Source organism: Streptomyces sp. NPDC037421 (assembly GCF_055602105.1).
Genome location: NZ_JBVJWV010000004.1, coordinates 1 through 23,376 on the forward strand (window position 1 = coordinate 1; position 23,376 = coordinate 23,376).

Annotated in this window: 21 protein-coding genes, 1 pseudogene and 1 riboswitch; of the genes and pseudogenes, 9 read left to right on the forward strand and 13 right to left on the reverse strand. The window is 73.6% G+C overall.

The window, feature by feature from the left end; all coding sequences use genetic code 11:
- Window positions 1-448: 448 nt before the first annotated feature.
- Both ACZ7IF_RS07560 and ACZ7IF_RS07565 read right to left on the reverse strand, forming a co-directional pair.
- Window positions 449-1,105, reverse strand: coding sequence for a class I SAM-dependent methyltransferase (locus ACZ7IF_RS07560; protein WP_470964643.1), 657 nt, complete (start codon window positions 1,103-1,105; stop codon window positions 449-451).
- 89 nt (window positions 1,106-1,194) lie between these two features.
- Window positions 1,195-1,467: a glycine-rich domain-containing protein gene (locus ACZ7IF_RS07565; RefSeq protein ID WP_470964646.1), complete on the reverse strand. Its 273-nt coding sequence runs from the start codon at window positions 1,465-1,467 to the stop codon at window positions 1,195-1,197.
- 337 nt (window positions 1,468-1,804) lie between these two features.
- On the opposite strand from ACZ7IF_RS07565, the pseudogene ACZ7IF_RS07570 reads away from it, so the two are divergent.
- A pseudogene (locus ACZ7IF_RS07570) lies at window positions 1,805-2,575 on the forward strand (helix-turn-helix domain-containing protein).
- Window positions 2,576-3,288: 713 nt separating this feature from the next.
- On the opposite strand, the gene ACZ7IF_RS07575 reads toward ACZ7IF_RS07570, so the two are convergent.
- The 3 genes from ACZ7IF_RS07575 to thiO form a co-directional block, all read right to left on the reverse strand.
- Window positions 3,289-4,083: a thiazole synthase gene (locus tag ACZ7IF_RS07575; protein WP_470964649.1), complete on the reverse strand. Its 795-nt coding sequence runs from the start codon at window positions 4,081-4,083 to the stop codon at window positions 3,289-3,291.
- Window positions 4,084-4,087: 4 nt separating this feature from the next.
- On the reverse strand, window positions 4,088-4,288 hold the full coding sequence (gene thiS / locus ACZ7IF_RS07580; protein ID WP_427714458.1) for a sulfur carrier protein ThiS: 201 nt from the start codon (window positions 4,286-4,288) through the stop codon (window positions 4,088-4,090).
- Window positions 4,285-5,454, reverse strand: coding sequence for a glycine oxidase ThiO (thiO, locus tag ACZ7IF_RS07585; protein WP_470964653.1), 1,170 nt, complete (start codon window positions 5,452-5,454; stop codon window positions 4,285-4,287). Before thiO ends, thiS begins: the two co-directional genes overlap by 4 nt.
- Window positions 5,452-5,564, reverse strand: a riboswitch (TPP riboswitch). (Overlaps the previous gene by 3 nt.)
- 114 nt (window positions 5,565-5,678) lie before the next feature.
- Between thiO and ACZ7IF_RS07590 the strand changes: the two genes are divergently transcribed.
- The 5 genes from ACZ7IF_RS07590 (at window position 5,679) to ACZ7IF_RS07610 (ending at window position 10,040) form a co-directional block, all read left to right on the forward strand.
- Entirely contained in the window at window positions 5,679-6,899 is a 1,221-nt protein-coding gene (locus tag ACZ7IF_RS07590; RefSeq protein ID WP_470964656.1) for an NAD(P)/FAD-dependent oxidoreductase, read from the forward strand.
- A gap of 137 nt (window positions 6,900-7,036) precedes the next feature.
- A complete protein-coding gene (locus tag ACZ7IF_RS07595) occupies window positions 7,037-7,402 on the forward strand; it encodes an Rv2175c family DNA-binding protein (RefSeq protein WP_470964659.1) in 366 nt (121 codons plus the stop codon).
- A gap of 76 nt (window positions 7,403-7,478) precedes the next feature.
- The gene (thiE, locus tag ACZ7IF_RS07600; protein ID WP_470964662.1) at window positions 7,479-8,117 is read left to right on the forward strand and encodes a thiamine phosphate synthase; all 639 of its coding nucleotides are present in this window, start codon (window positions 7,479-7,481) and stop codon (window positions 8,115-8,117) included.
- Window positions 8,118-8,196: 79 nt separating this feature from the next.
- Window positions 8,197-9,111, forward strand: coding sequence for a methylenetetrahydrofolate reductase [NAD(P)H] (gene metF / locus ACZ7IF_RS07605; protein WP_470964665.1), 915 nt, complete (start codon window positions 8,197-8,199; stop codon window positions 9,109-9,111).
- Between the two features lie 50 nt (window positions 9,112-9,161).
- Window positions 9,162-10,040: a hypothetical protein gene (locus tag ACZ7IF_RS07610; protein WP_470964668.1), complete on the forward strand. Its 879-nt coding sequence runs from the start codon at window positions 9,162-9,164 to the stop codon at window positions 10,038-10,040.
- A 21-nt stretch (window positions 10,041-10,061) separates the two neighbouring features.
- On the opposite strand, the gene ACZ7IF_RS07615 is transcribed toward ACZ7IF_RS07610, so the two are convergent.
- The 5 genes from ACZ7IF_RS07615 to ACZ7IF_RS07635 all read right to left on the reverse strand — a co-directional run bounded on the left by ACZ7IF_RS07615 (window position 10,062) and on the right by ACZ7IF_RS07635 (window position 14,278).
- Complete coding sequence (locus tag ACZ7IF_RS07615; RefSeq protein WP_470964671.1) at window positions 10,062-11,495, reverse strand: phytoene desaturase family protein; 1,434 nt, start codon at window positions 11,493-11,495, stop codon at window positions 10,062-10,064.
- Between the two features lie 31 nt (window positions 11,496-11,526).
- Complete coding sequence (locus ACZ7IF_RS07620) at window positions 11,527-12,150, reverse strand: DUF4126 domain-containing protein (RefSeq protein ID WP_470964674.1); 624 nt, start codon at window positions 12,148-12,150, stop codon at window positions 11,527-11,529.
- A 101-nt stretch (window positions 12,151-12,251) separates the two neighbouring features.
- Window positions 12,252-12,653: a DUF3040 domain-containing protein gene (locus ACZ7IF_RS07625; protein ID WP_401252724.1), complete on the reverse strand. Its 402-nt coding sequence runs from the start codon at window positions 12,651-12,653 to the stop codon at window positions 12,252-12,254.
- A 309-nt stretch (window positions 12,654-12,962) separates the two neighbouring features.
- A complete protein-coding gene (locus ACZ7IF_RS07630; protein WP_468166872.1) occupies window positions 12,963-13,721 on the reverse strand; it encodes a methyltransferase in 759 nt (252 codons plus the stop codon).
- A gap of 74 nt (window positions 13,722-13,795) precedes the next feature.
- The gene (locus ACZ7IF_RS07635; protein WP_470964677.1) at window positions 13,796-14,278 is read right to left on the reverse strand and encodes an SAV_6107 family HEPN domain-containing protein; all 483 of its coding nucleotides are present in this window, start codon (window positions 14,276-14,278) and stop codon (window positions 13,796-13,798) included.
- Window positions 14,279-14,540: 262 nt separating this feature from the next.
- Here ACZ7IF_RS07635 and ACZ7IF_RS07640 point away from each other — a divergent pair, with 262 nt between their 5' ends.
- The 3 genes from ACZ7IF_RS07640 to ACZ7IF_RS07650 are packed head-to-tail and all read left to right on the forward strand — an operon-like array spanning window position 14,541 to window position 18,283.
- Window positions 14,541-15,563 (forward strand): ATP-binding cassette domain-containing protein, encoded by a 1,023-nt coding sequence (locus ACZ7IF_RS07640; RefSeq protein ID WP_470964680.1) that lies wholly within the window; start codon window positions 14,541-14,543, stop codon window positions 15,561-15,563.
- On the forward strand, window positions 15,535-17,628 hold the full coding sequence (locus ACZ7IF_RS07645; RefSeq protein ID WP_470964683.1) for a YhgE/Pip family protein: 2,094 nt from the start codon (window positions 15,535-15,537) through the stop codon (window positions 17,626-17,628). The genes ACZ7IF_RS07640 and ACZ7IF_RS07645 overlap by 29 nt, the downstream gene beginning before the upstream one ends.
- Window positions 17,629-17,656: 28 nt before the next feature.
- Window positions 17,657-18,283 (forward strand): TetR/AcrR family transcriptional regulator, encoded by a 627-nt coding sequence (locus ACZ7IF_RS07650; protein WP_470964686.1) that lies wholly within the window; start codon window positions 17,657-17,659, stop codon window positions 18,281-18,283.
- Window positions 18,284-18,563: 280 nt separating this feature from the next.
- On the opposite strand, the gene ACZ7IF_RS07655 is transcribed toward ACZ7IF_RS07650, so the two are convergent.
- Genes ACZ7IF_RS07655 through ACZ7IF_RS07665 form a run of 3 tightly spaced genes read right to left on the reverse strand, consistent with a single transcriptional unit; the run spans window position 18,564 to window position 23,346 of the window.
- Complete coding sequence (locus ACZ7IF_RS07655; RefSeq protein WP_470964690.1) at window positions 18,564-20,981, reverse strand: transglutaminase TgpA family protein; 2,418 nt, start codon at window positions 20,979-20,981, stop codon at window positions 18,564-18,566.
- Window positions 20,978-22,336 (reverse strand): DUF58 domain-containing protein, encoded by a 1,359-nt coding sequence (locus ACZ7IF_RS07660; RefSeq protein ID WP_470964693.1) that lies wholly within the window; start codon window positions 22,334-22,336, stop codon window positions 20,978-20,980. Before ACZ7IF_RS07660 ends, ACZ7IF_RS07655 begins: the two co-directional genes overlap by 4 nt.
- Window positions 22,336-23,346, reverse strand: coding sequence for an AAA family ATPase (locus ACZ7IF_RS07665; protein WP_470964696.1), 1,011 nt, complete (start codon window positions 23,344-23,346; stop codon window positions 22,336-22,338). The genes ACZ7IF_RS07660 and ACZ7IF_RS07665 overlap by 1 nt, the downstream gene beginning before the upstream one ends.
- Window positions 23,347-23,376: the final 30 nt, after the last annotated feature.

The window sequence follows — 23,376 nt, forward strand, 5'->3', positions numbered from 1 at the left end:
TCAGTCCCATCGTCCTTCCGTGTCGGGCCGGTCCCTCAAGGGCGCTCCTTCGTCGCGTCGCTACGCGATGGCCTTCGGCCACCCTTGACCGACCGCCCCGCCCCGGAAAGCCGAAAGACTGCCGGGAAACCCCCAAAAGAACGGCACGGTCCAAGGGAGAGGGACGGGCCTGTCAGCGATGAGGCGACGGGGCCGGGTCTTGGCCTGCCGGGCATCCGGGCCCGCGTGGTCGTGTTTCCGCGCCGGGGGCCCGGCTACCTGCACCAAATGGTGACCAGAGCCCCGTGCGGAGCACCCAGGCGCGTCCGATCGCTACGCGCTCCTCATCGCTTGGCGTCCGGCGGTCGTCCGGGGCTGATACCAGCACCAGAGGATGACCAGGGCAGCGAAGGAGTCGGATGGGCGTAGCAGATCGCTACGCGCTCCCCACAGCACAGCGTCCGACGGTCTAGCCTCCCTGGATGCCTCGGACGAGCAGGGTGCCTGTGCGCCGGCTTCCCGAGGGTGGGGCGAGGACGGAGGCTGACACGTCGGTGTAGCCGTGTTCCTTGAGGATGAGTGCCCACACATCGGGCTCGAAGTCCCACCGTCTGACGACGGCGGGGTCTTCTTCGGGCCCGCGAGGGATGTATGACGCCTGGCAGCCGTAGCAGCCTTCGACCGGAGGGCGTTGGGAGAAGGCGAATACTCCACCGGGTTTGAGGTTGGCGTGGACGATCGGCAGCAGCAGGGCGGGGTCGGTGAACCAGGCGGCGCCGAACACGCTGTAGATCGCATCGAAGACCGTGAATGTGCTGCCGAGGTAGGTGAGGGCATCGGCTTGGTGGAGTTCCATGCCGTCCACGCCCGGCCATCGATCGTGTGCCTTGTCGAGTTGCCGGGCGGAGAGGTCGACTCCTATGGCCTTCATGCCGAGAGTCGCGAGGTGTGCGGTGTTCCCTGCGGACCCGCACCCGAGGTCGAGGGCGGTGTCTCCGGGGTTGAGGTTGAGCACGTCGGCCCCGGGGCCTTGGTCCCCGGGTACTGAGTCCAGTTGAACCATGTGGTCTCGCCCTTGGCGTTGGTCTTCCGCCGTTGGGGCTTGCTCTGCGAGTAGGTGTCCCATGCGGCGCTACGAGCGTCAGCCATCGTGTGTCCGTCCTCGTTCATGGCGACAGCCGCCCGGCACGATACCGGGCGGCTGAGGCAGTGGGGCTACTTCGCGACGGGGCTGTCGCTGCAGCCGGCGTAGGGCTTGGTGTGGAGCACGAACGCGTGCCAGAAGAGGTCCACCCGCAGGCTCGGGGTCGCCTTCTCCGTGGTGTTCGCGGCGATGGCGAGGAAGGCCGCCATTTGGCCGACGCCGCGCTCGCCCTGTTCATCGGTCATCTCCGGCCATGAGTCCTCGCGGGCCATGGTGATGAGGTCGGCCCGGAGTTCCGGGGTGATGAGGTCGTACACGGTCTTCGCCGTGTCGGTGATCGTCACGTCTGTGCCTTCCTGGTCTGTGAAAAGCATCGGGGGCACTCGCAGGGCGGCCAGGCGGCAGAGTCCATGGGGGTCAACGGCTTCTCGGCGCTGCTGCTCGGGTAGGTCACCTCAGAGCCGAACGTCTGGCCGGAGTCGTGAGACACCCGAACGGTCATGGTCATCGCTTGCCTTCCGCTGCCCGATCCGGTTGGTGAAGCGATGTTCCCGCCGATCGGCCGGGCGGAGCGACGACGCTTCGGGCGTCGCCCAGGCGTCAATCGCTGAGGCGCCAATGACGTCCACTGAGGCGTCAAACCGGTGTCATTGCAGGGATGTTGGGTCTAGCGCTGACGTCATGACGACGACCGCCGTGGTGCCGAACGATGTGCTGCGGGCCGTGCGCATCGGCCTGCGCTCAAGCCAGGACGACTTCGCCAAGGCGCTCCGCCGGGCAGGTGTCGAACTGGGGTAACCGAACGAGGCTTCCAAGCGGCTGGTGCAGCGCTGGGAATCCGGTACGAGCAAGACGCCTCGGGGCGTGTACGCCAGGGCGTTGGAACGGGTCACCGGCCGTCCGGTCGAGGCGCTGGGATTCGCCCTGCCGGTACCGATGGCATGAGTCCACGCAGACGGGAAGGGAGGACATGGCATGGAGCCCAGCGCAACAACCGGTGCCGTGCCTGCCGTTGCAGGCGCGCAGACGGGTGAGGAAACGTTCTCGGGAGTGTGGCTCAGCCGCTACGAGTTCTTCTCTTCGAGTCGAGACGCCTCGTACGAGGCCAAGCACCACGTAGTGGTCGTTCAGCACGGGAACCGGCTGACCGTCCAGAGCCTGCCCGGGGCGAGCAGCAACCCGGACAGCCCGCTCACGCTGGACCTCACCGTCGACCGCAATGTGGTCACGGGCACTTGGGTCGAGCAGACCGCTGCGGACGGCTACTACAACGGGGCCCGCTACCACGGGGCCATCCAACTCCTCGTCGAGCCGACCGGCCGGCGCATGGCCGGCAAGTGGGTTGGCTTCGGCAAGGACTTCGACGTGAACACCGGCCCCTGGGAACTGCGTCTGGTGGACCGATCCACGACCAAGGCGACACTGGAGAGGTACAGCCAGCCCCCGGAATGATCCGACCTGACGTGACCACTTCCGGCGCTGCTCCGGTTGCCGTTTGGTGCAGGTGCCGGCCCCTGGCGGCCGCTGGACGCCGAGATCTGAGAAGCGCGTAGCGATCTGCCGCGCCCGTCGGCTTCCCAGGCTGCTCTGATCAACATGTGATGCGGGTATCAGCCCAAGACGGCCGCCGGACGCTGAGCGATGAGGAGCGCGTAGCGATCTGCCGCGCCTGGGCGCTCCGCAGGGGGCTCTGGCCGGCATGTGGTGCGGGTAGTGGCGCCCCTGGCCCGGGATCGCGACGTCTGAGGGCCCGGATGCCCGGCAAACCGGGCCCGTCCCCTCGTCTCATCGCTGAGGGACCCGCCCCTCCGACCATGGACCGTGCCGTTCTTTTGGGGGTTTCCCGGCAGTCTTTCGGCTTTCCGGGGCGGGTCGGTCGGTCAAGGGTCGCCGAAGGCGATCACGCAGTGACGCGACGAAGGAGCGCCCTTGAGGGACCGGCCCGAACCGGAAGGACGATGGGACTGACGGGAAACCCCCGCCCCTCCCTGAGACCGCCCCGGGGTATCCGGCCCTCCGGCCATCCACCCGCACCCGGGGGGCGGGTGGGCAACCACCGCCCCGCCCCGGGGGGTCGAGGGGGAGACAGCGGGCCCGCGCCGCAAGCTGCGTACGCACAGGCACACGCGCCCGCCCGCGCCGCAAGCCCCGTACCCCCCGCCCCCTCAGAACGCCGGCCGCTCCGGGTCCAGGGCCGCGCGGCCCTCCACCGGGGACGAGGCTTCGGCGAAGCGGCGTTGGGGGATGCGGCCCGCGCGGTGGGCCAGGCGGCCCGCCGAGACGGCGTCCCGCATCGCCGCCGCCATCAGGACCGGGTGCTGCGCACGCGTCACGGCGGAGGCGAGCATGACCGCCGCGCAGCCCAGTTCCATGGCCAGGGCGACGTCCGAGGCGGTCCCGGCGCCCGCGTCGAGGATGACCGGGACGCCGGCGCGTTCGGCGATCAGCTCGAAGTTGTGCGGGTTGCGGATGCCCATGCCGGAGCCGATCGGCGAGCCGAGCGGCATGATCGCCGCGCAGCCGACGTCCTCCAGTTTGCGGGCCAGGACCGGGTCGTCGTTGGTGTACGGGAGGACGGTGAAGCCCTCGTCGACCAGGACCTCCGCGGCGTCCAGCAGCTCGACGCCGTCGGGCAGCAGGGTGCGCTCGTCCGCGACGACCTCCAGCTTGATCCAGTCGGTGCCGAGCGCCTCCCGCGCGAGCCGGGCCGTGAGGACGGCCTCGCCGGCGGTGAAGCAGCCGGCCGTGTTGGGGAGCACGGCGATGTCCAGCTTGGACAGCACCGACAGGACCGACCCCTGCACCGTGGGGTCCAGGCGGCGCATGGCCACCGTGGTCAGTTCGGTGCCGGAGGCGATGAGGGCGCGTTCGAGGATGTCCAGGCTCGGGGCCCCGCCCGTGCCCATGATCAGGCGGGAGGAGAAGGTCCGGCCGCCCAGGGCGAAGACGTCGTCGGCCATGTGTTCAGCCTCCCTGGACCGCGGTGAGGATCTCGATCCGGTCGCCTTCGTCCACCGCGGTGGCGGGCCACTGTCCGCGCGGGACGACGGTCTCGTTGAGGGCGGCGGCCACGCCGGAGGGGGCGGTGGTGAGGGTGGCGACCACCGCGTCGAGGGTGGTGCCGGCCGCGATCTCGCGCGGCTCGCCGTTGACGGAGATGGTCATGCGAAGGACTCCTGACGCGTGGAGGAGAAGCGGCGCGGGGTGAAGGGGTGGGCGATCTCCGGCACGGTGCCGGTGGTCAGCAGCTCCGCCATCACGTCGCCGGTGAGCGGGGTCAGCAGGACCCCGTTCCGGTAGTGCCCGGTGGCCAGGTGCAGGCCGGGGAGGTCGGTGGGGCCGAGCAGCGGCGCGTTGTCGGGGGAGCCGGGGCGCAGGCCCGCCCGGGTCTCGACGAGCGGCAGCTCGGTGATGCCGGGGACCAGTTCGTGGGCGTCGCGCAGCAGCTCGTAGACCCCGCCGGCGGTGACGGTGGTGTCCCAGCCCAGTTCCTCGCTGGTGGCTCCGACGACGAGTTCGCCGTTCTCGCGCGGCACCAGGTAGACGTGGCTGCCGCGCACGACGGCCCGTACCGTCCGGGACAGGAAGGGCGCGTACGCGGGCGGTACGGCGAGGCGCAGCACCTGTCCCTTCACCGGCCGTACGGGCGGCAGCGCCTCGGCGGGTACGCCGGCCAGCCGGCCGCTGAGCGAGCCCGCGGCCAGCACCACCTGGTCGGCGCGGAGCTCCGTGCCGTCGTCGAGGAGGGCCCCGGCGGCCCGGTCGGCGGTGACGAGCAGCCGCTCGGCGCGCGCCCGGTGGACGGTCACGCCCGCCCGTTCGCAGGCGGACAGCAGGGCGGCGGCGAGCCGGCGGGGGTCCACCTGGTGGTCGCCGTCGACGCGCAGCCCGCCGCGTACACCGGGGGCGAGCATCGGCTCCAGGCGGCGGCACTCGCGGCCGGTGAGCCACTCCGACTCCAGGCCGCATCGGCGCTGGAGGGCGTGCAGTTCCCGCAGGTGGAGGCGGTCGTCGGCGTCGAGGGCGACGGCGAGGGTGCCGCAGGCGCGGTAGCCGAGGTCCATGCCGCCGCTGGCTTCGGTGAGCTCGGCCGCGAACGCGGGGTAGCGGGCGGCGGAGGCGACGTTGAGGCCGAGCAGGGTCTCCTCGCCGTAGTGCAGCTCGGTGACGGCGGCCAGCATGCCGGCGGCGACCCGGGCGGCGCCGCCCCCGGGGTCCGGGTCGGCCAGTGCGGTGCGCAGCCCGTGCCGGGCCGCCCGCCAGGCCGTGACCAGGCCGATGATGCCGCCCCCGATGACGAGGACGTCGGATCCCTTCCGAGATGAGTGCATGGGCGTCCAGCCCCTCCCTTCGCCGGCATGACCCGGATCAGGTTCGTACGGTCGGAGGCCGGCCAGCCTCCCTCTCAGCCCGGTGCGCCCGGACTCCCGCGATAGGTACGGTGGCCAGACTAACCCCGGGCCGGGAGCCCGGTAAGGCTGCCTCCCCGCTGCCGGCCTGCCGATCTTCCCGCCCGCTGTTCCTGACGGGCCGTCAGTTCACTAGGGTGGGCCGCGTGAGTGAGCAGACGGAACAGACGAACCCCGGTGTCGTGATCGTGGGCGCCGGAATGGCCGGCGTGCAGACCGCCGTGGCCCTGCGGGAACAGGGCTACGAGGGCCCCGTGACCCTGCTGGGCGCCGAACCCCACCAGCCCTACGACCGGCCCCCGCTCTCCAAGGCGGTGCTCCTCGGCAAGGCCGAGGACTCCGCGTTCGAGGTGGACTTCGAGGGCCTGCGCATCGACCTGCGCCTCGGTACCGAGGTCACCGGGCTGCGCGCCCAGGACCGCGAGGTCGACACCGAAGCCGGTCCGGTCCCGTACGAGGTCCTCGTGCTGGCCACCGGAGCCGTGCCGCTGACCCTGCCCGGCACCGAGGGGGTCCCGGGCGTCCACCTGCTGCGCACCCTCGACGACGCCGCCCGGCTGCGCCCGGTGCTGGCCGCCGCTCCCGAGGCCGTCGTGGTCGGGGCCGGCTGGATCGGCGCCGAGTTCGCCACCGCGGCCCGCGAGGCCGGCTGCGCCGTCACGGTGGTGGAAGCGGCGGACCGGGTGCTGGCGGGGGCCCTGCCCGCCGAGGTCGCCGAGCCGATGGCCCGGTGGTACGCCGAGGCCGGCGCCACCCTGCTCACCGGCGCGAAGGTCGCCGGGATCGGGGAGGGCCGGGTCCTGCTGGCGGACGGCCGCGAGCTGCCCGCCGGGGCCGTCGTCGTCGGCATCGGCGCCCGGCCCGCCACCGACTGGCTGGCCGGCACCGGGATCGAGCTCGGCGCCGACGGCTCCGTCACCGCGGACGCGTACCTGCGCACCTCGCTCCCCGGCGTGTACGCGGTCGGCGACTGCTCCTCCTTCCCGTCGGCCCGCTACGGGGCGCGGCTGCTGGTCCACCACTGGGACAACGCCCTCCAGGGCCCCCGGGCCGTCGCGGCGAACGTCCTCGCCGGGGAGCCCGTCCAGGCCTACGACCCCGTGCCGTACTTCTGGTCCGAGCAGTTCGGCCGCTTCGTCCAGTACGCGGGCCACCACGGAGGGGCCGACACCCTGGTGTGGCGCGGCGACCCGGCCGGCCCCACGTGGTCGGTGTGCTGGCTGCGCGGGGGCGCGCTGGCCGCCGTGCTGGCCGTGGGCCGCCCCCGGGACCTGGCGCAGGGCCGCAAGCTGATCGAGGCCGGCGCGCCCGTGGACCCGGCCAAGGTCGCGGACCCGGCCGTTCCGCTGAAGTCGGCCCTCGCCTGACGCCTCCCGGACCCCGGCCCGGACCCCGGCCCGGACCCCGGCCCGGACCCCGGCCCGGCCCCGGCCCTGCCCCCGTCCGGCCCCGGACGGACGGGGCCAGGTACCGGCAGCCCGCCCGAAGTGGCAGGCTTGTGCCCGTGACCGAGATTGACGCAAAGATCGATGCCCTTGTCCCCTCCTGGCTGTACCTCCCCGACATCGCGGAGATGCTCGACATCGAGGTGACCCGGGTCCGCCAGATGGTCAAGGAAGGGCAGCTGATCGCCGTACGGCGGGGCGAGAACCGCGCCCTGCAGGTTCCGGCGCAGTTCATCGACGGCGACAAGGTCGTCAAGGGCCTCGTCGGACTGCTGACCGTACTGCGAGACGACCGCTTCTCCGACCAGGAGATGCTCGAGTGGCTCTTCACCGAGGACCCCTCGCTGCCCGGCACCCCCGTGCAGGCGCTGCGGGAGAACCGCGGCACGGAGGTGAAGCGCCGCGCCCAGGCGCTCGCCCTCTGACCGGCTGATACACGGATGCGGCGGGCCGGGTAACCTCGGCCCGCCCGCACACCGTCACCACCAGGGGGGTACTCCCATGCAGCAGCTGTCCGACGCCCGGCTCTACCTGTGCACGGACGCACGCAAGCGGCAGGGCGACCTCCCCGAGTTCCTGGACGCCGTCCTGGCCGGCGGCGTCGACATCGTCCAGCTCCGCGACAAGGGCATGGAGGCGGGCGAGGAGCTCGAACACCTCCAGGTCTTCGCCGAGGCCGCCCGCCGCCACGGCAGGCTCCTCGCCGTCAACGACCGCGCCGACGTCGCGCACGCCATCGGCTCCGACGTCCTGCACCTCGGCCAGGGCGACATCCCCGTCCCCGCCGCCCGCGCCATCCTCGGCGACCGGGTCCTGATCGGCCGCTCCTGCCACGCCGAGTCCGAGGTGGACGCCGCCGTCGCCGAGTCCGGTGTGGACTACTTCTGCACCGGCCCCTGCTGGCCCACCCCCACCAAGCCCGGCCGCCACGCCCCCGGACTCGACCTGGTCCGGTACACGGCCTCCCTCGCCCAGGACCGCCCGTGGTTCGCCATCGGCGGCATCGACGGCGCCAATCTGGACGAGGTCCTGGACGCCGGCGCCACCCGAGTCGTGGTCGTCCGGGCCATCACCGAGGCCTCCGACCCCGGTGCCGCCGCCGCCGAACTCGCCAAGAGGGTCCGAGCCCGGCTCGGGTGACGGCACGGGGGTGTCCAAAAATCTGTCCAGCTCGTGGACAGCGCTTCGGCGTCCGCCGGGGCGCGTCTAACCTGCCGGTATGGCCCTTGGTACCGCTTCCACCTGGTCGGACCGCGCACACACGGTCCGCGACCTCCTCGCGTCCGGAGCCTCGTACTCCTTCGAGTTCTGGGCTCCCAAGACCGAGAAGGGCGAGCGCAACCTCTGGAACGCGCTCCGCCGGATCGAGGCGGTCTCCCCGAGCTTCGTCTCCGTCACGTACGGAGCCGGCGGCTCCACCCGGGGCGGCACCGTCCGCGCCACCCAGCAGATCGCCTCCGACACCACCCTGACGCCCGTCGCGCACCTGACCGCGGTGGACCACTCCGTCGCCGAGCTGCGCCACGTCATCGGCCAGTTCGCCGACGCCGGCATCCGCAACATGCTCGCGCTGCGCGGCGACCCGCCGGGCGACCCCATGGGTCCCTGGGTCAAGCACCCCGAGGGCGTGGACTACGCGGCCGACCTGGTGCGCCTGCTCAAGGAGTCCGGCGACTTCTGCGTCGGCGTCGCCGCCTTCCCCGAGATGCACCCGCGCTCGGAGGACTGGGACACGGACATCCGGCACTTCGTGGACAAGTGCCGCGCCGGTGCGGACTATGCCATCACCCAGATGTTCTTCGATCCCGAGAATTATCTGCGGCTGCGCGACAGCGTCGCCAAGGCGGGCTGCGAGACCCCGATCATCCCCGAGGTCATGCCTGTTGTGGGCATCAAGCAGCTCGACCGGCTGCCGCAACTGAGCACCGCGGTCTTCCCCGACGCCGTCAAAGAGCGCATGCTCGCCGTCAAGGACGATCCGGCCGCTGTACGCTCCATTGGCATCGAGTTCGCCACGGAGTTCTGCGCGAGGCTGCTGTCCGAGGGTGTCCCGGGACTGCACTTCATCACGCTGAACAATTCCACGGCGACCCTCGAAATCTACGAGAACCTGGGCCTGCACCAGCGGGCCTGACCGGCCGTCTCTCCTTCCCGCGCGGGCGGCCGTACCGAGAGGGGCCTTGCATGGGAATGACGGTCCTCTACATCGCGTTCGGCATCGTCGCGTTGTGGCTGCTTGCCGAGGTCCTGATGCAGTACAAGGCCCGGCTGCGCTGGCGCCTGCTCGCCTTCACCGGCTTCGTCGGGGTGGTGGCCGGGGTGATATTGCCGTCGGTGCTCGTGATCGCCGTCGGCGCGACCGCGTTCGCCGTCGGCCAGACCCTCGTCACGCTGTCCTTCCGCAAGGGCTTCGTGGCCGGCTGGGCACTGCGCCGCGGCGGACGGCCCGCACCGGGCGAGGCGCAGAGCAGACGCCGCCGCTCCGGGGGCGCACCGGCCCCGGAGCCCGCGCTGGAGGTCACCGGGCTGGAGTACGCCGCCCAGGACCGGGGCCCCGGCGAGGACACCGGGTCCCAGGACGCGGTGTTCACCCCGCAGCCGGTGCCCGAGGAGACCGGCTCGTACGGGATACAGAGCTTCGTCCCCCAGCAGCCGCAGCAGCCCGGCGCCGAGACCCCCTTCGCCCCGCCGTACACCACGGCCGAGCAGGACGCCCACCAGTACGCGGCCTACTACGACCCGCAGCAGGGCCAGGGCGGCTACTACCCCGGGAACGAGCAGCAGGTCTACGCCGCCTACTCGGACCCGTACATCGGCACCGGCGGCGAGGTCTCCCCGGCCCCGCCCTACGACGGCGCGGCCTACCCGCCCTACGCCGACCCGGCCCAGCAGCAGTACTCCATGGACACGCCGCCCGGCGGGGTCTGGGTCCCGCAGCAGCGCGCCACCGACGCCGCCCCGCAGCAGCCCTACCCGGAGCAGGACCCGCAGCAGCCGCAGGAGTACCCGTACCCGTACCCCGGCAACGGCAACGGGGAGTACGGCGGCCAGTACCGCCACTGACGGGGCCCGGCGGGCCGGGGCTCACTGCGAGCCCCGGAACTCCGCCCCCTCCACGATCAGCCCGGCCACCAGGGCCCCCGTCATCCCGGCGTGCGCGAGCCCGCCGCCGGGGTGCGCCCAGCCGCCCGCGAGGTACAGCCCGGGCAGCGCCGTCGTGTTCGCCGGGTACAGCATCCGGCCGCCGTCCCCCGGCAGCGCGGGCGCCGGCACCGAGCCGCCGCGCGCGCCCGTGGCCGCCTCCACGTCCTCGGGGGTGCGCACCTCCTGCCACAGCAGCCGCTTGCGCAGCCCGGGGACGGCCCGTGCGGCGAGGTCCAGCAGCTTCTCCGGGTCCGGGACCGGCGCACCGCCCGCGGGGCCGCACACGGCGCTCACGGTGACCGCCTCGTGGTCCGCGTCGGGCCGGGTGGCGGGGTCGTCCGGGCGCAGCACCGTGACCAGCCGGACGCCCGCGGAGCCGGGGGAGTGCACCAGCGTGCGGTGGACGGCGTCCGCCGGGCGGGCGCCGCTCAGGGCCAGCAGCAGGGTCAGCCGCCCGGGCACCTCGCTGCCCCGGGCCGGTACGCCGCCGCGCGGCCGGGGCACGGAGGCGCCCGGCAGCTGCCTCGGGTCGATGCCGCAGACGACGTGGTCGGCGGCGGCCTCGGTGCCGTCGGCCAGCCGCACCCCGGCCGCCCTGCCGTCGCGGTTCAGTACCGAGCGGACGGCGGCGCCGAAGACGAACTCCACCTTCCGCTCACGGCAGCGCTCGTACACGGCGGTGGCCAGCTCGCGCATGCCGCCGCGGACGTACCAGCTGCCGAAGGTCTGCTCCATGTACGGCAGCGCGGCCGCGGCGGCGGGCGCCGCGTCGGGGTCCAGCCCGTACGCCAGGACCCGGCCGGCCAGCAGCTCGCCGAGCCCGCCGCCCAGCTCGCGCCGGGCCACCTCGGCCAGCGTCGGCGTACGGCGGCGCAGCAGGCCGCTGCCGCGCAGCGCCGGGTAGGGGTCGCGGCCCAGCACCTGCCAGTCGGGGCGCAGGGGCTCCTCCAGCAGGGGGCGGCGGGTGGCGTCCCAGGTGTCGCGGGCCCGGCCCAGCAGGGCGTTCCAGCGTTCGCCGGCGCCCGCGCCGAAGGCCTCGTCGAGGGCGGCGGCGACCCCGCCCCGGGAGGCGCCCGGGAGGGTGACGGCGGCGCCGTCCAGGACGTGCCGGACCGCGGGGTCCAGCTGGACCATGTCGACGCAGTCCTCCAGCGGCCGCTTGCCGGTCTTCACGAACAGGTCGCGGTAGACGGCGGGCAGGTGCAGCAGCCCGGGCCCGGTGTCGAAGGCGAAGCCGTCGCGCTCGTACCGGCCGACGGCACCCCCGTACGTGGACCCGCGCTCGTACACCGTCACCTGGTGGCCCGCCACGGCCAGCCGGGCCGCCGTCGCCATCGCGCCCATGCCGGCGCCGATCACCGCAATTCTTGCCATGGCGCTGAGCCTATCGAGCGAGGTCGGCGGGTCAGCCGGGCGGTGCCCCGCCGGCCTCGCGGGCGGCGGCGAACCGCTTCTCCTCGCGGCGCTGGGCCCGCCGCCGCCGGAAGCGGCGGATCCGGCTCCAGAAGTAGACCACCAGGGCCAGGCCGATGAGCAGCAGTACGGCCGCGATGACCGCGGCCGCCTGGGGGTTGAACATCGCGAAGGTGACGATGCCGGCCACGCCGAGGTCCTCGGCGGTGCTCAGCACGATGTTGCTGAACGGCTCCGGGGAGGTGTTGACCGCCATCCGGGTGCCGGCCTTGACGAAATGGCTGGCCAGCGCGGTGGAACCGCCGACCGCCCCGGCGGCGAGGTCGGAGAGCGAGCCGCTCTGCCCGGCCAGGAGGGCGCCGACCACCGCTCCGGAGACGGGTCGGATGACGGTGTGGACGGTGTCCCACAAGGAGTCCACGTAAGGGATCTTGTCCGCCACGGCCTCGCACAGGAACAGCACGCCGGCGGCGATCAGGACGTCGGTGCGCTGGAGCGAGGCCGGGACCTCGTCGGACAGGCCGGTCGCGCCGAAGACGCCGAGCAGCAGGATCACGGCGTAGGCGTTGATCCCGCTGGCCCAGCCGCTGGTGAAGACCAGGGGGAGGACACTCATCTGATCAGCATGCCGCAGTGCGGGCGACCGGGCGGGCGGAAACGGTGAGGGGACGGCCGCGGTCGCGCGGCCGTCCCCTCACCGACGAAGTGTGTGCGGGGCTACTGCCCCTGTTCGTCACGGCGGCGCTGCCACCGTTCCTCGATACGGGTCATCATCGACCGACGCTGCCGGTTGCGGCCACGGGCCGAACCGCCTGCACTTCCGGAGACGGGCTGCTCGCCAGGCTTGGGTGCCTTGCGCCAACCGGTGACCACGAGGACCGTACAGGCCAGCATGACGAGGAATCCCACCACGCTGATCCAGAGCACTTCCTGCCAGATCACACCGGTCATGAGGAGCGCGATACCCACCACAATGCCTACGACTGCCTGGTAGACCCGTCGCCGGGTGTACGTGCGCAGTCCACTGCCCTCAAGCGCTGTCGCGAACTTGGGGTCTTCGGCGTACAGCGCTCGCTCCATCTGCTCGAGCATTCGCTGCTCGTGCTCCGAGAGCGGCACGGGAGTCCTCCTCATCCGTCGGTCGCGGGGGGTAGCGACCAGGGGTCCCCTTCAGGATAGGCGGGGAATCGCCCCCGTGATACCCGCCCTCTACGCCACATTCTGCAAACCACCGTGCCAGGCAAATCCAGCGAGCCGGAACCGGTGCCGAACGAACGGGTGCTTCGAACGTACCGGCGCCAAGGCGGCCATTGAGGCGCTTATTCCCCAATGACCGGTCCGCCATGCCGACCGGTGCACCCGATCATACGGGTCGGCGCGCCGGAAGGGAGGGGATCCGCCGGAAGCCCGCCCGAGCAAGCCCGCAGATCAGGCGGGCTTCTCGCCCAGGACGTGCAGCTGCGTGGCCACCGCGTGGAAGGCGGGCAGCTCGGCGGCGGCCTCCTCCAGACGCAGCAGCGCCTCCACGGCCCCGGGCTCGGTGTCCACGAGCACCCCGGGGACCAGGTCGGCGAAGATGCGCACGCCGTGGACCGCGCCGACCTCCAGGCCGGCGTCCCCGACCAGCGCGCCCAACTGCTCGGCGGTGAAGCGGCGCGGCACCGGGTCGCCGGAGCCCCAGCGCCCGGCCGGGTCGGTGAGGGCGGTACGGGCCTCGGTGAAGTGCCCGGCCAGCGCCCGCGCCAGTACGGCCCCGCCGACGCCGGCGCCGAGCAGGCTGAGGATGCCGCCGGGGCGCAGGGCGGCGACGGCGTTGGCCACGCCCTCGGCCGGGTCGTCCACGTACTCCAGCACGCCGTGGCAGAGCACCACGTCGTACGCGTCCCGCTCGACGACGTCCAGCAGGCCCTGGGCGTCGCCCTGGACCCCGCGCACCAGATCGGCGACGCCGGCCTCGGCGACCCGGCGCTCCAGCCCGAACAGGGCGTTCGGGCTGGGGTCGACCACGGTCACCCGGTGGCCCAGCCGGGCCACCGGCACGGCGAACTTCCCGGTGCCGCCGCCGGTGTCCAGCACCTCCAGCACCTCCCGCCCGGTCGCCTTCACCCGGCGGTCGAGGGCCTCCTTGAGGACCTCCCACACCACGGCGGTGCGGAGGGAGGCGCGGGGGCGGGAAGTGTCCGACACGGCTGATGGCTCCTCGGCGCGTAAGGGGTGGGGCGGTGCGTGCCCCACCCTATTGCCTCAGCCGACCGGGCAGCTCATCCGGCGTCCGGACGCTCCGGGCGAGGCTGCGGCAGGGCCTGCGCGACGGGGTGCAGCGCGAGCATCCGCTCCACCAGCCGCAGGAACATCCCCGCCTCCCGTACGAGGTCGTCCGCGTCCCGGCCGCTCGCCGCGTCCGGTATCCCCGCCTCGGCCCGGGCCCGGCGGGCCGCACCCGAGGCGAACAGCGCGCTCCACTCGGTCAGCTCCGGCGCTATCTCCGGCAGCACCTCCCACGCGCTGCGGATCCGGGGCCGCCGCCGGGGGTTCACCGGTTCGGGCCGGCCGCGCGCGGCGAGCACGGCCGCGGCGGTGCGCAGCGCGGCCAGGTGGGCGGTGGCGTACCGCTCGTTGGGCCGGGGCAGCAGGGCCGCCTCGGCCAGGCCGCTGCGGGCCTTGGCGAGCAGGTCCAGGGCGGCCGGCGGTGCGGACGCCCTGCGCGGGACGGGATGGACAGGGGACGGGGACGGTGTGGCCATGACGAACCTCCTGTCGTTGCGTGGTGCTCGGCGGTGCCGCTCGTGTTTCCGTTCGTGCGTCCATCGTGACGGGCCCCACTGACAATCCCGCTGACCTGCGGATTCGCCCTCGAAGGCCGACCCGTGGGCGCGGCGGGACCGCCTCCGGGCCCCGCCGGAGGTCCCGCCGGGATCGCGCCAAAAGCCCCCTCGCGCACCTCCGCGGGTCCCGAACCTGTTAGTTTTTGAACTGACCGGTCAGTTCAAAAGGAGGGGGAGGGGCGTGGACAGCCCGCACGGCGCCGCCGTCAAGGCCGAGGGCTTCGGACTCAAGGGCCCGCGCGGCTGGGTGTTCCGCGGCGTGGGGATCGACGCGGCCCCCGGATCGCTCATCGCCCTCGAAGGCCCCTCCGGCAGCGGCCGGACCTGTCTGCTCCTCGCCCTCACCGGGCGGATGAAGGCCACCGAGGGCCACGCCGAGATCGGCCGCCACCGGCTGCCGAAGAAGATGGCCGCGGTCCGCCGGATCGCCGCCCTCGGCCCGGTCCCCGGGGTCAACGACCTCGACCAGGCCCTCACCGTCGCCGAGCAGCTCCGCGAGGGAGCCATGCTCCAGCGGCGCTACGACGCCCCGCTGCGGACCCTGCTGCGCCCGCGCGGAGACCGCCGGGCCACCGCCCGGACCCGGATCGAGGAGTCCCTGGCCGCCGTCGGACTGGACCCCGCCGCCCTGCCCAAGGGCGAGCGGACCTCCGTACGCGACCTGGAGCGCCTGGAGGCCGTACGGCTGTCCGTGGCCATCGCCCTGCTGGGCGGCCCCCGGCTGCTGGCCCTCGACGACCTCGACATCAAGCTCTCGGACGCCGAACGCGCCGAGGCCTGGGCCCTGCTCCGCTCGGTCGCCGACCGCGGGACGACCGTCCTCGCGGTGTGCAGCGAGGCCCCGGAGGGCGTGACGGTGCTGCGCACCGGGACGGAGACCGACGCCGGCGCGGCCGCATCCGCGAAGCCGCAGACCGGCAGGCACACGGGGAAGGCCGCGCCCGCGCGGCCCGCCGGGGCGGCTGCCGACGGCCCGAAGATCACCTGGGGCCTGCCCCCGGGCAACGACACGGACCCCGACGCCACCGACGCCGCGCGGCCCGACCCCCAGGACCCCGCCGCCAGCGGCGCCGCGCACCCCGGGCCCGAGGAGCCCGCCGAGGCCGCGGAGCCCGCCACCGGCACCGACAAGGCCGAGGGCGCCGACAACGACGAAGACACGAAGGGGGCGGACGATGCGCTCGCCGAAACTGGCCGCGCTTGAGCTGAAGCGGTTCGGGCGGGGGAAGCTGCCCCGGGCCGCCCTCGTCGCGCTGCTCCTGCTGCCCCTGCTGTACGGGGCCCTGTACCTCTGGTCGTTCTGGGACCCGTACAGCCGCCTCGACAGGGTGCCCGTCGCCCTCGTCAACGCCGACAAGGGCGCCGACGCCAACGGGGAGCACCTCGACGTCGGCGGTGAGATCACCCGGAACCTGCGCGAGCGCAAGACCTTCGACTGGCGCGAGGTCAGCGCGGAGGAGGCGGCGAAGGGACTGGAGGACGGAACGTACTTCCTCTCCCTGACCATGCCCGCCGACTTCAGCGAGAAGATCGCCTCCAGCGGCGGCGCGGACCCCGCCACCGGGGCCCTCCAGGTCCGCACGAACGACGCCAACAACTACATCGTCGGCTCGATCTCGCGCACCGTCTTCTCCGAGGTCCGCTCGGCCGCCTCCACCAAGGCGTCCCGCAAGTTCCTCGACAGGATCTTCGTCTCCTTCTCCGACCTGCACGACAAGACCGCCGAGGCCGCCGACGGCGCCGACAAGCTCAAGGACGGCGCGGGCAAGGCCCAGCAGGGCGCCAAGGACCTCGCCGACGGCCTCGACACGGCCAAGGAGAAGACCGGGGAGCTCACCGGCGGCCTGAAGAAGCTCAACGAGGCCGCCGGCAAGCTGGAGAGCGGCTCCCGGCAGGTCGCGGACGGCACCCAGAAGGTCGCCGACGTGGTCAACGGCGCCGCCGACAAGGCCCGCCCCTTCGTCAAGGACCCCAAGAACCTGGCGGACACCGCCAAGCTGGTCGCCGACACGGCCAAGGTCGTCAACAGCCACCTCGACAAGGCCGTCGAGAAGGCCCCGGCCGCCGCCGCGATCACCAAGCAGGTCGCGGGCCTCGCGGACTCCAACTACACCCGGTACTGCGTCAAGCCCGACCCCCAGCTGCCCGCGGGCTTCTGCGACCTGCAGAAGAAGATCAAGGACGACGCGGCTCAGGCCGCCCTGCTGACGGGCGACGTGAACACCGTCCTCGGCAACTCCAAGGGCGACGTCACCAAGCTCGGGAACCAGCTGACCGACCTGGAGAACAAGGCCCGCGAACTCGCCGTCAAGGCCCCCGGCCTCGCGGGCGACCTCGACGCTGCCATCACCCAGGCCAACGCCCTCAACGACGGCGCCCACAAGGTCGCCGCCGGCATGGTCGAGCTGCACAAGGGCATCGGCACCGCCGCGGGCGGCTCCGGCAAGCTGGGCGAGGGCGTCGGCAAGCTCGGCGACGGCGCGCAGCAGCTCAACGGCGGCATGTTCAAGCTGGTCGACGGCAGCGGCCAGCTCGCCGGCGGCCTGCACGACGGGGTCGGCAAGATCCCGGACTACGACCAGCAGCAGCGCGACGCCCGCACCCAGGTCATGGCCGACCCGGTGCAGCTCGCCAACCAGGCCCTGCACAAGGCGCCCAACTACGGCACCGGCTTCGCCCCGTACTTCATCCCGCTGTCGCTGTGGGTCGGCGCGATGGTCGCCTACATGCTGATCGCCCCCATGAACAAGCGGGCCCTGGCCGCCGGCGCCTCGCCCTGGCGGATCGCCCTCGCGGGCTGGCTGCCCGTGGTCGGCCTCGGCGCCGCGCAGGTGGGCGCGCTGATGTCCGTACTGCACTGGGCCCCGGGCCTCGGTCTGAAGATGGCCCACCCGGCCCTGACCATCGGCTTCCTGGTCCTCGTCACGGCCTGCTTCGCGGCGATCATCCAGTGGCTGAACGCCAAGTTCGGCGCGGCCGGGCGCATCCTGGTCCTCGCCGTCCTGATGCTCCAGCTGACCTCGGCCGGCGGCACCTACCCCGTCCAGACCAGCCCGGACTTCTTCAACGGCATCCACCCGTACCTGCCGATGTCGTACATCGTCGAGAGCCTGCGCCGCCTCATCACCGGCGGCGACCTCACCCCGGTGTGGCAGGGCTGCGCGGTGCTGGCGGCCTTCACGGCCGGGGCCCTGGCCCTCACCGCGCTCGCCGCCCGCGGCAAGCAGGTGTGGACGATGGACCGGCTGCACCCGGAACTGAGCCTGTAAGGGGCTGTGACCTGTGAGAATCAGCGCCATGGAAAGCAGCAGCACCACCGCGGGCGGCGCCCGGCGGCAGGCCACGCGGCAGAAGCTGTACGAGGCGGCCGTCACCCTCATCGCCGAACAGGGCTTCTCCGCGACCACGGTCGACGAGATCGCCGAGCGGGCCGGCGTCGCCAAGGGCACCGTCTACTACAACTTCGCGAGCAAGACCGAGCTCTTCGAGGAGCTGCTGCGGCACGGGGTGGGTCTGCTGACCGCCTCGCTGCGGTCCGCCGCGGACGAGACCGAGGCGCGCGGCGGCAGCCGGATCGAGGCCCTTGACGCGATGATCCGCGCGGGTCTGGTCTTCATCGACCGGTACCCGGCCTTCACCCAGCTGTACGTCGCCGAACTCTGGCGGACCAACCGGGCCTGGCAGTCCACCCTGATGGTGGTGCGGGGCGAGGCGGTGGCGGTCGTCGAGTCGGTGCTGCGGGAGGGCGTGGAGCGCGGGGAGCTCAGCGCCGAGATCGACGTGCCGCTGACGGCGGCCGCGCTGGTCGGGATGGTGCTGGTGGCCGCGCTGGACTGGCAGGCCTTCCAGCGCGAGCGGTCCCTGGACGACGTCCACTCGGCGCTGTCGCTGCTGCTGCGGGGGCGGGTGAGCGGGAACCGCTGACGCCCGGTCGGCGGTGCCGCTGCCGCCGGTCGGCGGCGTAGAACTGAGTATCCGTACTCAGGCCGATAGATGAGTACGTGTACGGATGGGCTCCCACCTGCGAAGACAGCAGACTGGAGGCCATGGACAGGGCCGCTCGGCCCGCACCGCGGACACGGGGCCGCGGAGCGGACCGGGTCCCTGGCCGGGATGGACACGCCGGTGCGGCGGGGCTCGGGGGGAACGAGCCCGGCCGCACCGGCTTTTCCGTCTCCCCGCCCCGCCCCGCCCCTGCGCCGTGTCAGCCGCGGGTGCGGACCGGGACCCGGATCCGGCCCCGGAGGGCGGCGGCCCGCTCCGACACGGCCGCCACCCGGGCGGAGAAGGCGGCGGTGACGCGCGCTCCCGACCGGGGGAGCAGCAGCGCGCGCAGCCGGGCCCGGCGGCCCACGGCGGCCAGCAGGGCCGCACCGGCCGCCCGCACGTCGGCGGCCAGCTCCGGGTACGAGACGTCCGTGCCGGGCGGGGCGTACAGCGCCCGCTCCACCGCGCCCGCGACCCGGTGCACCGCCTGCGCGGGCTCACCGTCCAGCTTGCCCAGGACCACGACCCGGCCCGCCGCCCGGCGCGGCGACAGCGCCTCGTCGGGCGGGATGCCCACGTCCCAGGCGCTGTCGCCGAGCTCCCGCCAGGCGGCCAGCACGTCCGGGGCGGCCAGCCGCCGCTCGCGGACCCGGCGGCGCCACAGCAGCGGCAGCAGCAGGAGCGCCAGGACCGCCAGGGCGGCGCCGGTCCAGCCGAGGACCGCGCCCAGCGGGAAACCGCCGGAGCCCTTGCCGGCGTCCTGCTGTGCGGCCGGCACCCCGCACTCGCCGAGCTTCTTCAGCTCCGGCGGGCACGCCTCGGCCTGCGAGGGCATGGGCGCCGGGGCCGACGCGGACTGCGAGGGCAGCGCGGAAGGCGCGGACGGCTGCGGGGCCGGGGTCTCGGCGCGGCTGTAGTCCGGCAGCGAGATGCCCGAGCGGGGCGTCGGCTCGAACCGGGTCCAGCCCACGCCCTCGAAGTACAGCTCGGGCCACGCGTGGGCGTCCCGCATCGAGACGTTCACACTGCCGTCGGCCTGCTTCTCGCCCGGCGTGAAACCGACCGCGACCCGCGCCGGGATGCCCAGGGAGCGCGACATCGCCGCCATCGAGAAGGCGAAGTGGACGCAGAAGCCCTCCTTGTCCGCCAGGAAGCGGGCGATGGCCTGCGAGCCCGTCCCCGACGACACCTTGGTGTCGTAGCGGAAGCCGCCGTTCACCGCGAAGAAGTCCTGGAGCCGCACGGCCCGCGTGTAGTCGTCCTGCGCGCCCTGGGTGACCCGCCGGGCCGTCTCCGCCACCACCGGCGGCAGGTTCTCCGGCAGCTTCGTGTACTCGTCCCGCACCAGCGGGTTGGGGGCCGGCGCGGCCTGGAGCTGCGCGGCCGTGGGCCGCAGCAGCAGGCTCCGTACGGTGTACTGCGCGCCCTGCACGTTCTGGAAGCGGTCCTTGGCCAGCTGGTCCCCGACCAGGGTCCGGCCGGCGGGCTCGTACCGCCACTTGCCGGCGATGTCGATCTGAGTGGCCGGGTACGGCATCGGCAGGTAGCGCTGGGCGTACGTCTGCGCCGCCGAGACGGAGGTCCGTACCTCGGTCGCGCCCTCGCGCACCCGGTCGCTCAGCCCCGTCGGGTTCGGCAGCCGCTCGGGCACGTCCGTCAGCGGCCGCCCGGAGGCCTCCCACTTGACGCCGTTGAACTCGTCCAGCGCCAGGATCCGCAGGTACTGCTCGCCGAGCTGGGGGCTGTCCGTGCGGTACTTCAGCACCACCCGGTTGTCCTGCGCGTTCAGGCTGCTCTGCAGCGAGACCAGCGGGTTCACCGCCGAGATGGTGCCGCCGCCCCCGCCCGCCGCGCCCGCCTCGTCGCCCTGGGCGCCCAGCAGCCCGCCGCCGAGCGACGGCAGTACCGCCGGCACCGCCACCGCCACGCCCAGCGCGACCACGCCGATCCGGCGCCCGAAGCGCACGGGCGCCACGGCCCGCCCGCCGCCCGCGCCGCCCCCGTACCCGGAGGCCGCCGACACCCGCGTGCTCGGGGCGCCGCCGAAGACCCGGCCCCACTGGGCCAGCCGGTCGCGGCCCTCCGACAGCAGCAGCATCAGGTAGCCCGCGCCGGCCAGCAGGAAGGCGAACCAGGAACCGCCCTGGCCGGTCGACAGCCCGGCGGCCACCGAGTACAGCGCCAGCAGCGGCAGCCCGGCCGCCGCGGCGGTCCGCAGCGTCACCGCGAGCACGTCCACCAGCAGCCCGATCAGCAGCACCCCGGCCAGCAGCAGCAGCCGGATGCCGTCGGTCAGCGGGGCCGGTATCGCGAACTCGCCCACGTCCCGCACGCCCTGCTGGAACAGCGCCCCGAAGTCGGTGACCAGGAAGGACAGCGGCCCGCTCCCGGCGGACTCGGCCTTCCCCGCGAAGAGGAGGGCGAGCAGCAGCAGCGACACCAGCAGCTGCGCCGCCACGGTCAGCGACCGTGCCAGCGGCACCCGCCGCCCGCCGGCCCCGACCGCGGCCTGTACGCCGAGCAGGGCCGCCGCCTGGAGCAGCCAGCCCGAGGACTCCACCAGCGGGGCCAGCGACCAGGAGGTCAGCAGCGTCGCCAGCATTCCGAAGAGCGTCACCCGCGTGCGCCCGCTCATCCCCAGCCTCCGGAGGTCTCCGGGCCGAGGGGAGCGTTCCCGGCCTGCCGCCACAGCTCGGCGAAGGCGGCGCCGGGCGGGACGGCCAGCGCCGTCCAGCCCGCGTCCCGCAGCCTGCGCAGCCGCTCCTCCGCCCGTGAGGGCGCTCCGGTCCAGGTCGCGGAGTCCAGTACGAACGCCACCGCGCCCGCGCTGCGCTGCCGCATCCGGGCCGCCATTTCGGTCTGTTCCTCGTCGAGGTCGCCGAAGAAGGCGATGAGCAGGCCGTCGCCGCCGGAGGAGGCCAGGCCCGCTCCGCCGCTGCGGACCGCGTCGTAGGCGCGGCCCAGCCCGCTCCCGTCGGAGTGGCCGACGACCGCGAGGGTGTCCATCATCAGCCCGGCCGCCTCGGCGGACTCCGCCCCGCCGGAGGAGAAGCCCCCGCCGCCCTCACCGGGCACCGAGTCGCCGGTGTCGGTCAGCAGCCGCACCGAGAACCCCTGCTCCAGGACGTGCAGCAGGGTGGAGGCGGCGGCCGACACCGCCCACTCGAAGGCGGAGTCGGGGCCCGCGCCCTCGTACGCCGGGCCGCGGGTGTCCAGCAGGACGGTGGCCTTGGTGCGCTGGGGCTGCTCCTCGCGGCGCACCATCAGCTCGCCGTAGCGGGCGGTGGAGCGCCAGTGCACCCGGCGCAGGTCGTCGCCGCGCCGGTAGGTGCGCGGGATCACGTCGTCGTCGCCGGCCAGTGCCAGCGAGCGGCGGCTGCCGTCGCCGTAGCCGCCGGCCTCGCCGGTCATCCGGACCGGGGGCAGGGGCTGGGTGCGCGGGACGACGGTGAGGGTGTCGTAGGCGGTGAAGGAGCGGGTCAGCTCGACCAGCCCGAAGGGGTCGGTCAGGCGCAGCTGGAGGGGGCCGAGCGGGTAGCGGCCGCGCAGGTCGGAGCGGACCCGGTACGACACCTCGCGGCGGCCGCCGGATTCGACCCGGTCCAGTACGAAGCGGGGCCGCGGCCCGAGCACGTAGGGCACCCGGTCCTGGAGCATCAGCAGTCCGGTGGGGACCCGGGAGACGTTCTCCAGCCGCAGCTGCACCCGGGCCTCCCCGCCGGCGGGCACCCGCGGCGGGGTCAGGCGCCGGGTCGCGGTGACCCGGTGGCGGGTGCGGTGCAGGGCGAGGACGCAGATCAGGGGCAGGGCGACGAGCAGCAGCCCGACCCGCAGCAGCTGGCCCTGGCCCAGTACGTACGCGCAGACGGCGGCGGCGGCTCCGGCGGCCAGGAAAGAGCGGCCCCGGGTGGTCAGCCCGGCCAGCGAGGCGCGCAGCCCGCCGGGGTCCCTGACCTGCCCGCCGGCGCCGTGCGGGGCACCGGCCGCCATCAGAAGCTCCGGGCGCCCGCGCCGGGCGGCATCTCGCCGCGGTGGTGCGCGGCGGGGACGGGGGTGCGCTGGAGGATGTCGTGGACGACCTGCTCGGCGGTGCGCCGGTTCAGCTGCGCCTGCGCGGTGGGCAGCAGCCGGTGCGCGAGGACGGGGGCGGCCAGCTGCTGGACGTCGTCGGGCAGGACGTAGTCCCGGCCGGACAGGGCCGCGGAGGCCTTGACGGCGCGCAGCAGGTGCAGGGTGGCGCGGGGCGAGGCGCCCAGGCGCAGCTCCGGGTGGCTGCGGGTCGCGGAGACCAGGTCGACCACGTAGCGGCGTACGGGCGCGGCGACGTACACCTCGCGGACGGCCTCTATCAGCTTGACCACGTCGTGGGCGTGCGCGACGGCGGTGAGGTCGTCGAGCGGGGAGAGCCCGCCGTGCACGTCGAGCATCTGGAGCTCGGCCTCGGGGCTGGGGTAGCCGACGGAGACGCGGGCCATGAACCGGTCGCGCTGGGCCTCGGGGAGGGGGTAGGTGCCCTCCATCTCGACCGGGTTCTGGGTGGCGACGACCATGAACGGGCTGGGCAGGGCGTAGGTGGTGCCGTCGATGGTGACCTGGCGCTCCTCCATCGACTCCAGCAGCGCGGACTGGGTCTTGGGGGAGGCGCGGTTGATCTCGTCGCCGATGACGATCTGCGCGAAGATCGCGCCGGGCTTGAACTCGAACTCGCGCCGCTGCTGGTCGTAGATGCTGACGCCGGTGATGTCGGACGGCAGCAGGTCCGGCGTGAACTGGATGCGCTGGACCGAGCAGTCGATGGACTTGGCGAGCGTCTTGGCCAGCATCGTCTTGCCGACGCCGGGGACGTCCTCGATCAGGAGGTGTCCCTCGGCCAGCAGCACGGTCAGCGCGATCCGTACGACCTCGGGCTTGCCCTCGATCACGCTCTCGACCGACCGGCGGACCCGCTCGGCCGTGCTGGTCAGATCAGCGAGGCTCGCTCGGTCGTCGTACGTGGTCACCTGGTTCTCCTCGGCCCTTTCTCAGGGCCG

Bases quoted from the DNA above. Each gene is read 5' to 3' on its own strand.
- ACZ7IF_RS07645 (WP_470964683.1), top strand. From the start codon at position 15,535: ATGCGCTCGCCGAAACTGGCCGCGCTTGAGCTGAAGCGGTTCGGGCGG.
- ACZ7IF_RS07655 (WP_470964690.1), bottom strand. From the start codon at position 20,981: ATGAGCGGGCGCACGCGGGTGACGCTCTTCGGAATGCTGGCGACGCTG.
- ACZ7IF_RS07650 (WP_470964686.1), top strand. From the start codon at position 17,657: ATGGAAAGCAGCAGCACCACCGCGGGCGGCGCCCGGCGGCAGGCCACG.
- metF (WP_470964665.1), top strand. From the start codon at position 8,197: ATGGCCCTTGGTACCGCTTCCACCTGGTCGGACCGCGCACACACGGTC.
- ACZ7IF_RS07610 (WP_470964668.1), top strand. From the start codon at position 9,162: ATGGGAATGACGGTCCTCTACATCGCGTTCGGCATCGTCGCGTTGTGG.
- ACZ7IF_RS07615 (WP_470964671.1), bottom strand. From the start codon at position 11,495: ATGGCAAGAATTGCGGTGATCGGCGCCGGCATGGGCGCGATGGCGACG.
- ACZ7IF_RS07560 (WP_470964643.1), bottom strand. From the start codon at position 1,105: ATGGGACACCTACTCGCAGAGCAAGCCCCAACGGCGGAAGACCAACGC.
- ACZ7IF_RS07620 (WP_470964674.1), bottom strand. From the start codon at position 12,150: ATGAGTGTCCTCCCCCTGGTCTTCACCAGCGGCTGGGCCAGCGGGATC.
- thiO (WP_470964653.1), bottom strand. From the start codon at position 5,454: ATGCACTCATCTCGGAAGGGATCCGACGTCCTCGTCATCGGGGGCGGC.
- ACZ7IF_RS07660 (WP_470964693.1), bottom strand. From the start codon at position 22,336: ATGGCGGCCGGTGCCCCGCACGGCGCCGGCGGGCAGGTCAGGGACCCC.
- ACZ7IF_RS07635 (WP_470964677.1), bottom strand. From the start codon at position 14,278: ATGGCCACACCGTCCCCGTCCCCTGTCCATCCCGTCCCGCGCAGGGCG.
- thiS (WP_427714458.1), bottom strand. From the start codon at position 4,288: ATGACCATCTCCGTCAACGGCGAGCCGCGCGAGATCGCGGCCGGCACC.
- thiE (WP_470964662.1), top strand. From the start codon at position 7,479: ATGCAGCAGCTGTCCGACGCCCGGCTCTACCTGTGCACGGACGCACGC.
- ACZ7IF_RS07575 (WP_470964649.1), bottom strand. From the start codon at position 4,083: ATGGCCGACGACGTCTTCGCCCTGGGCGGCCGGACCTTCTCCTCCCGC.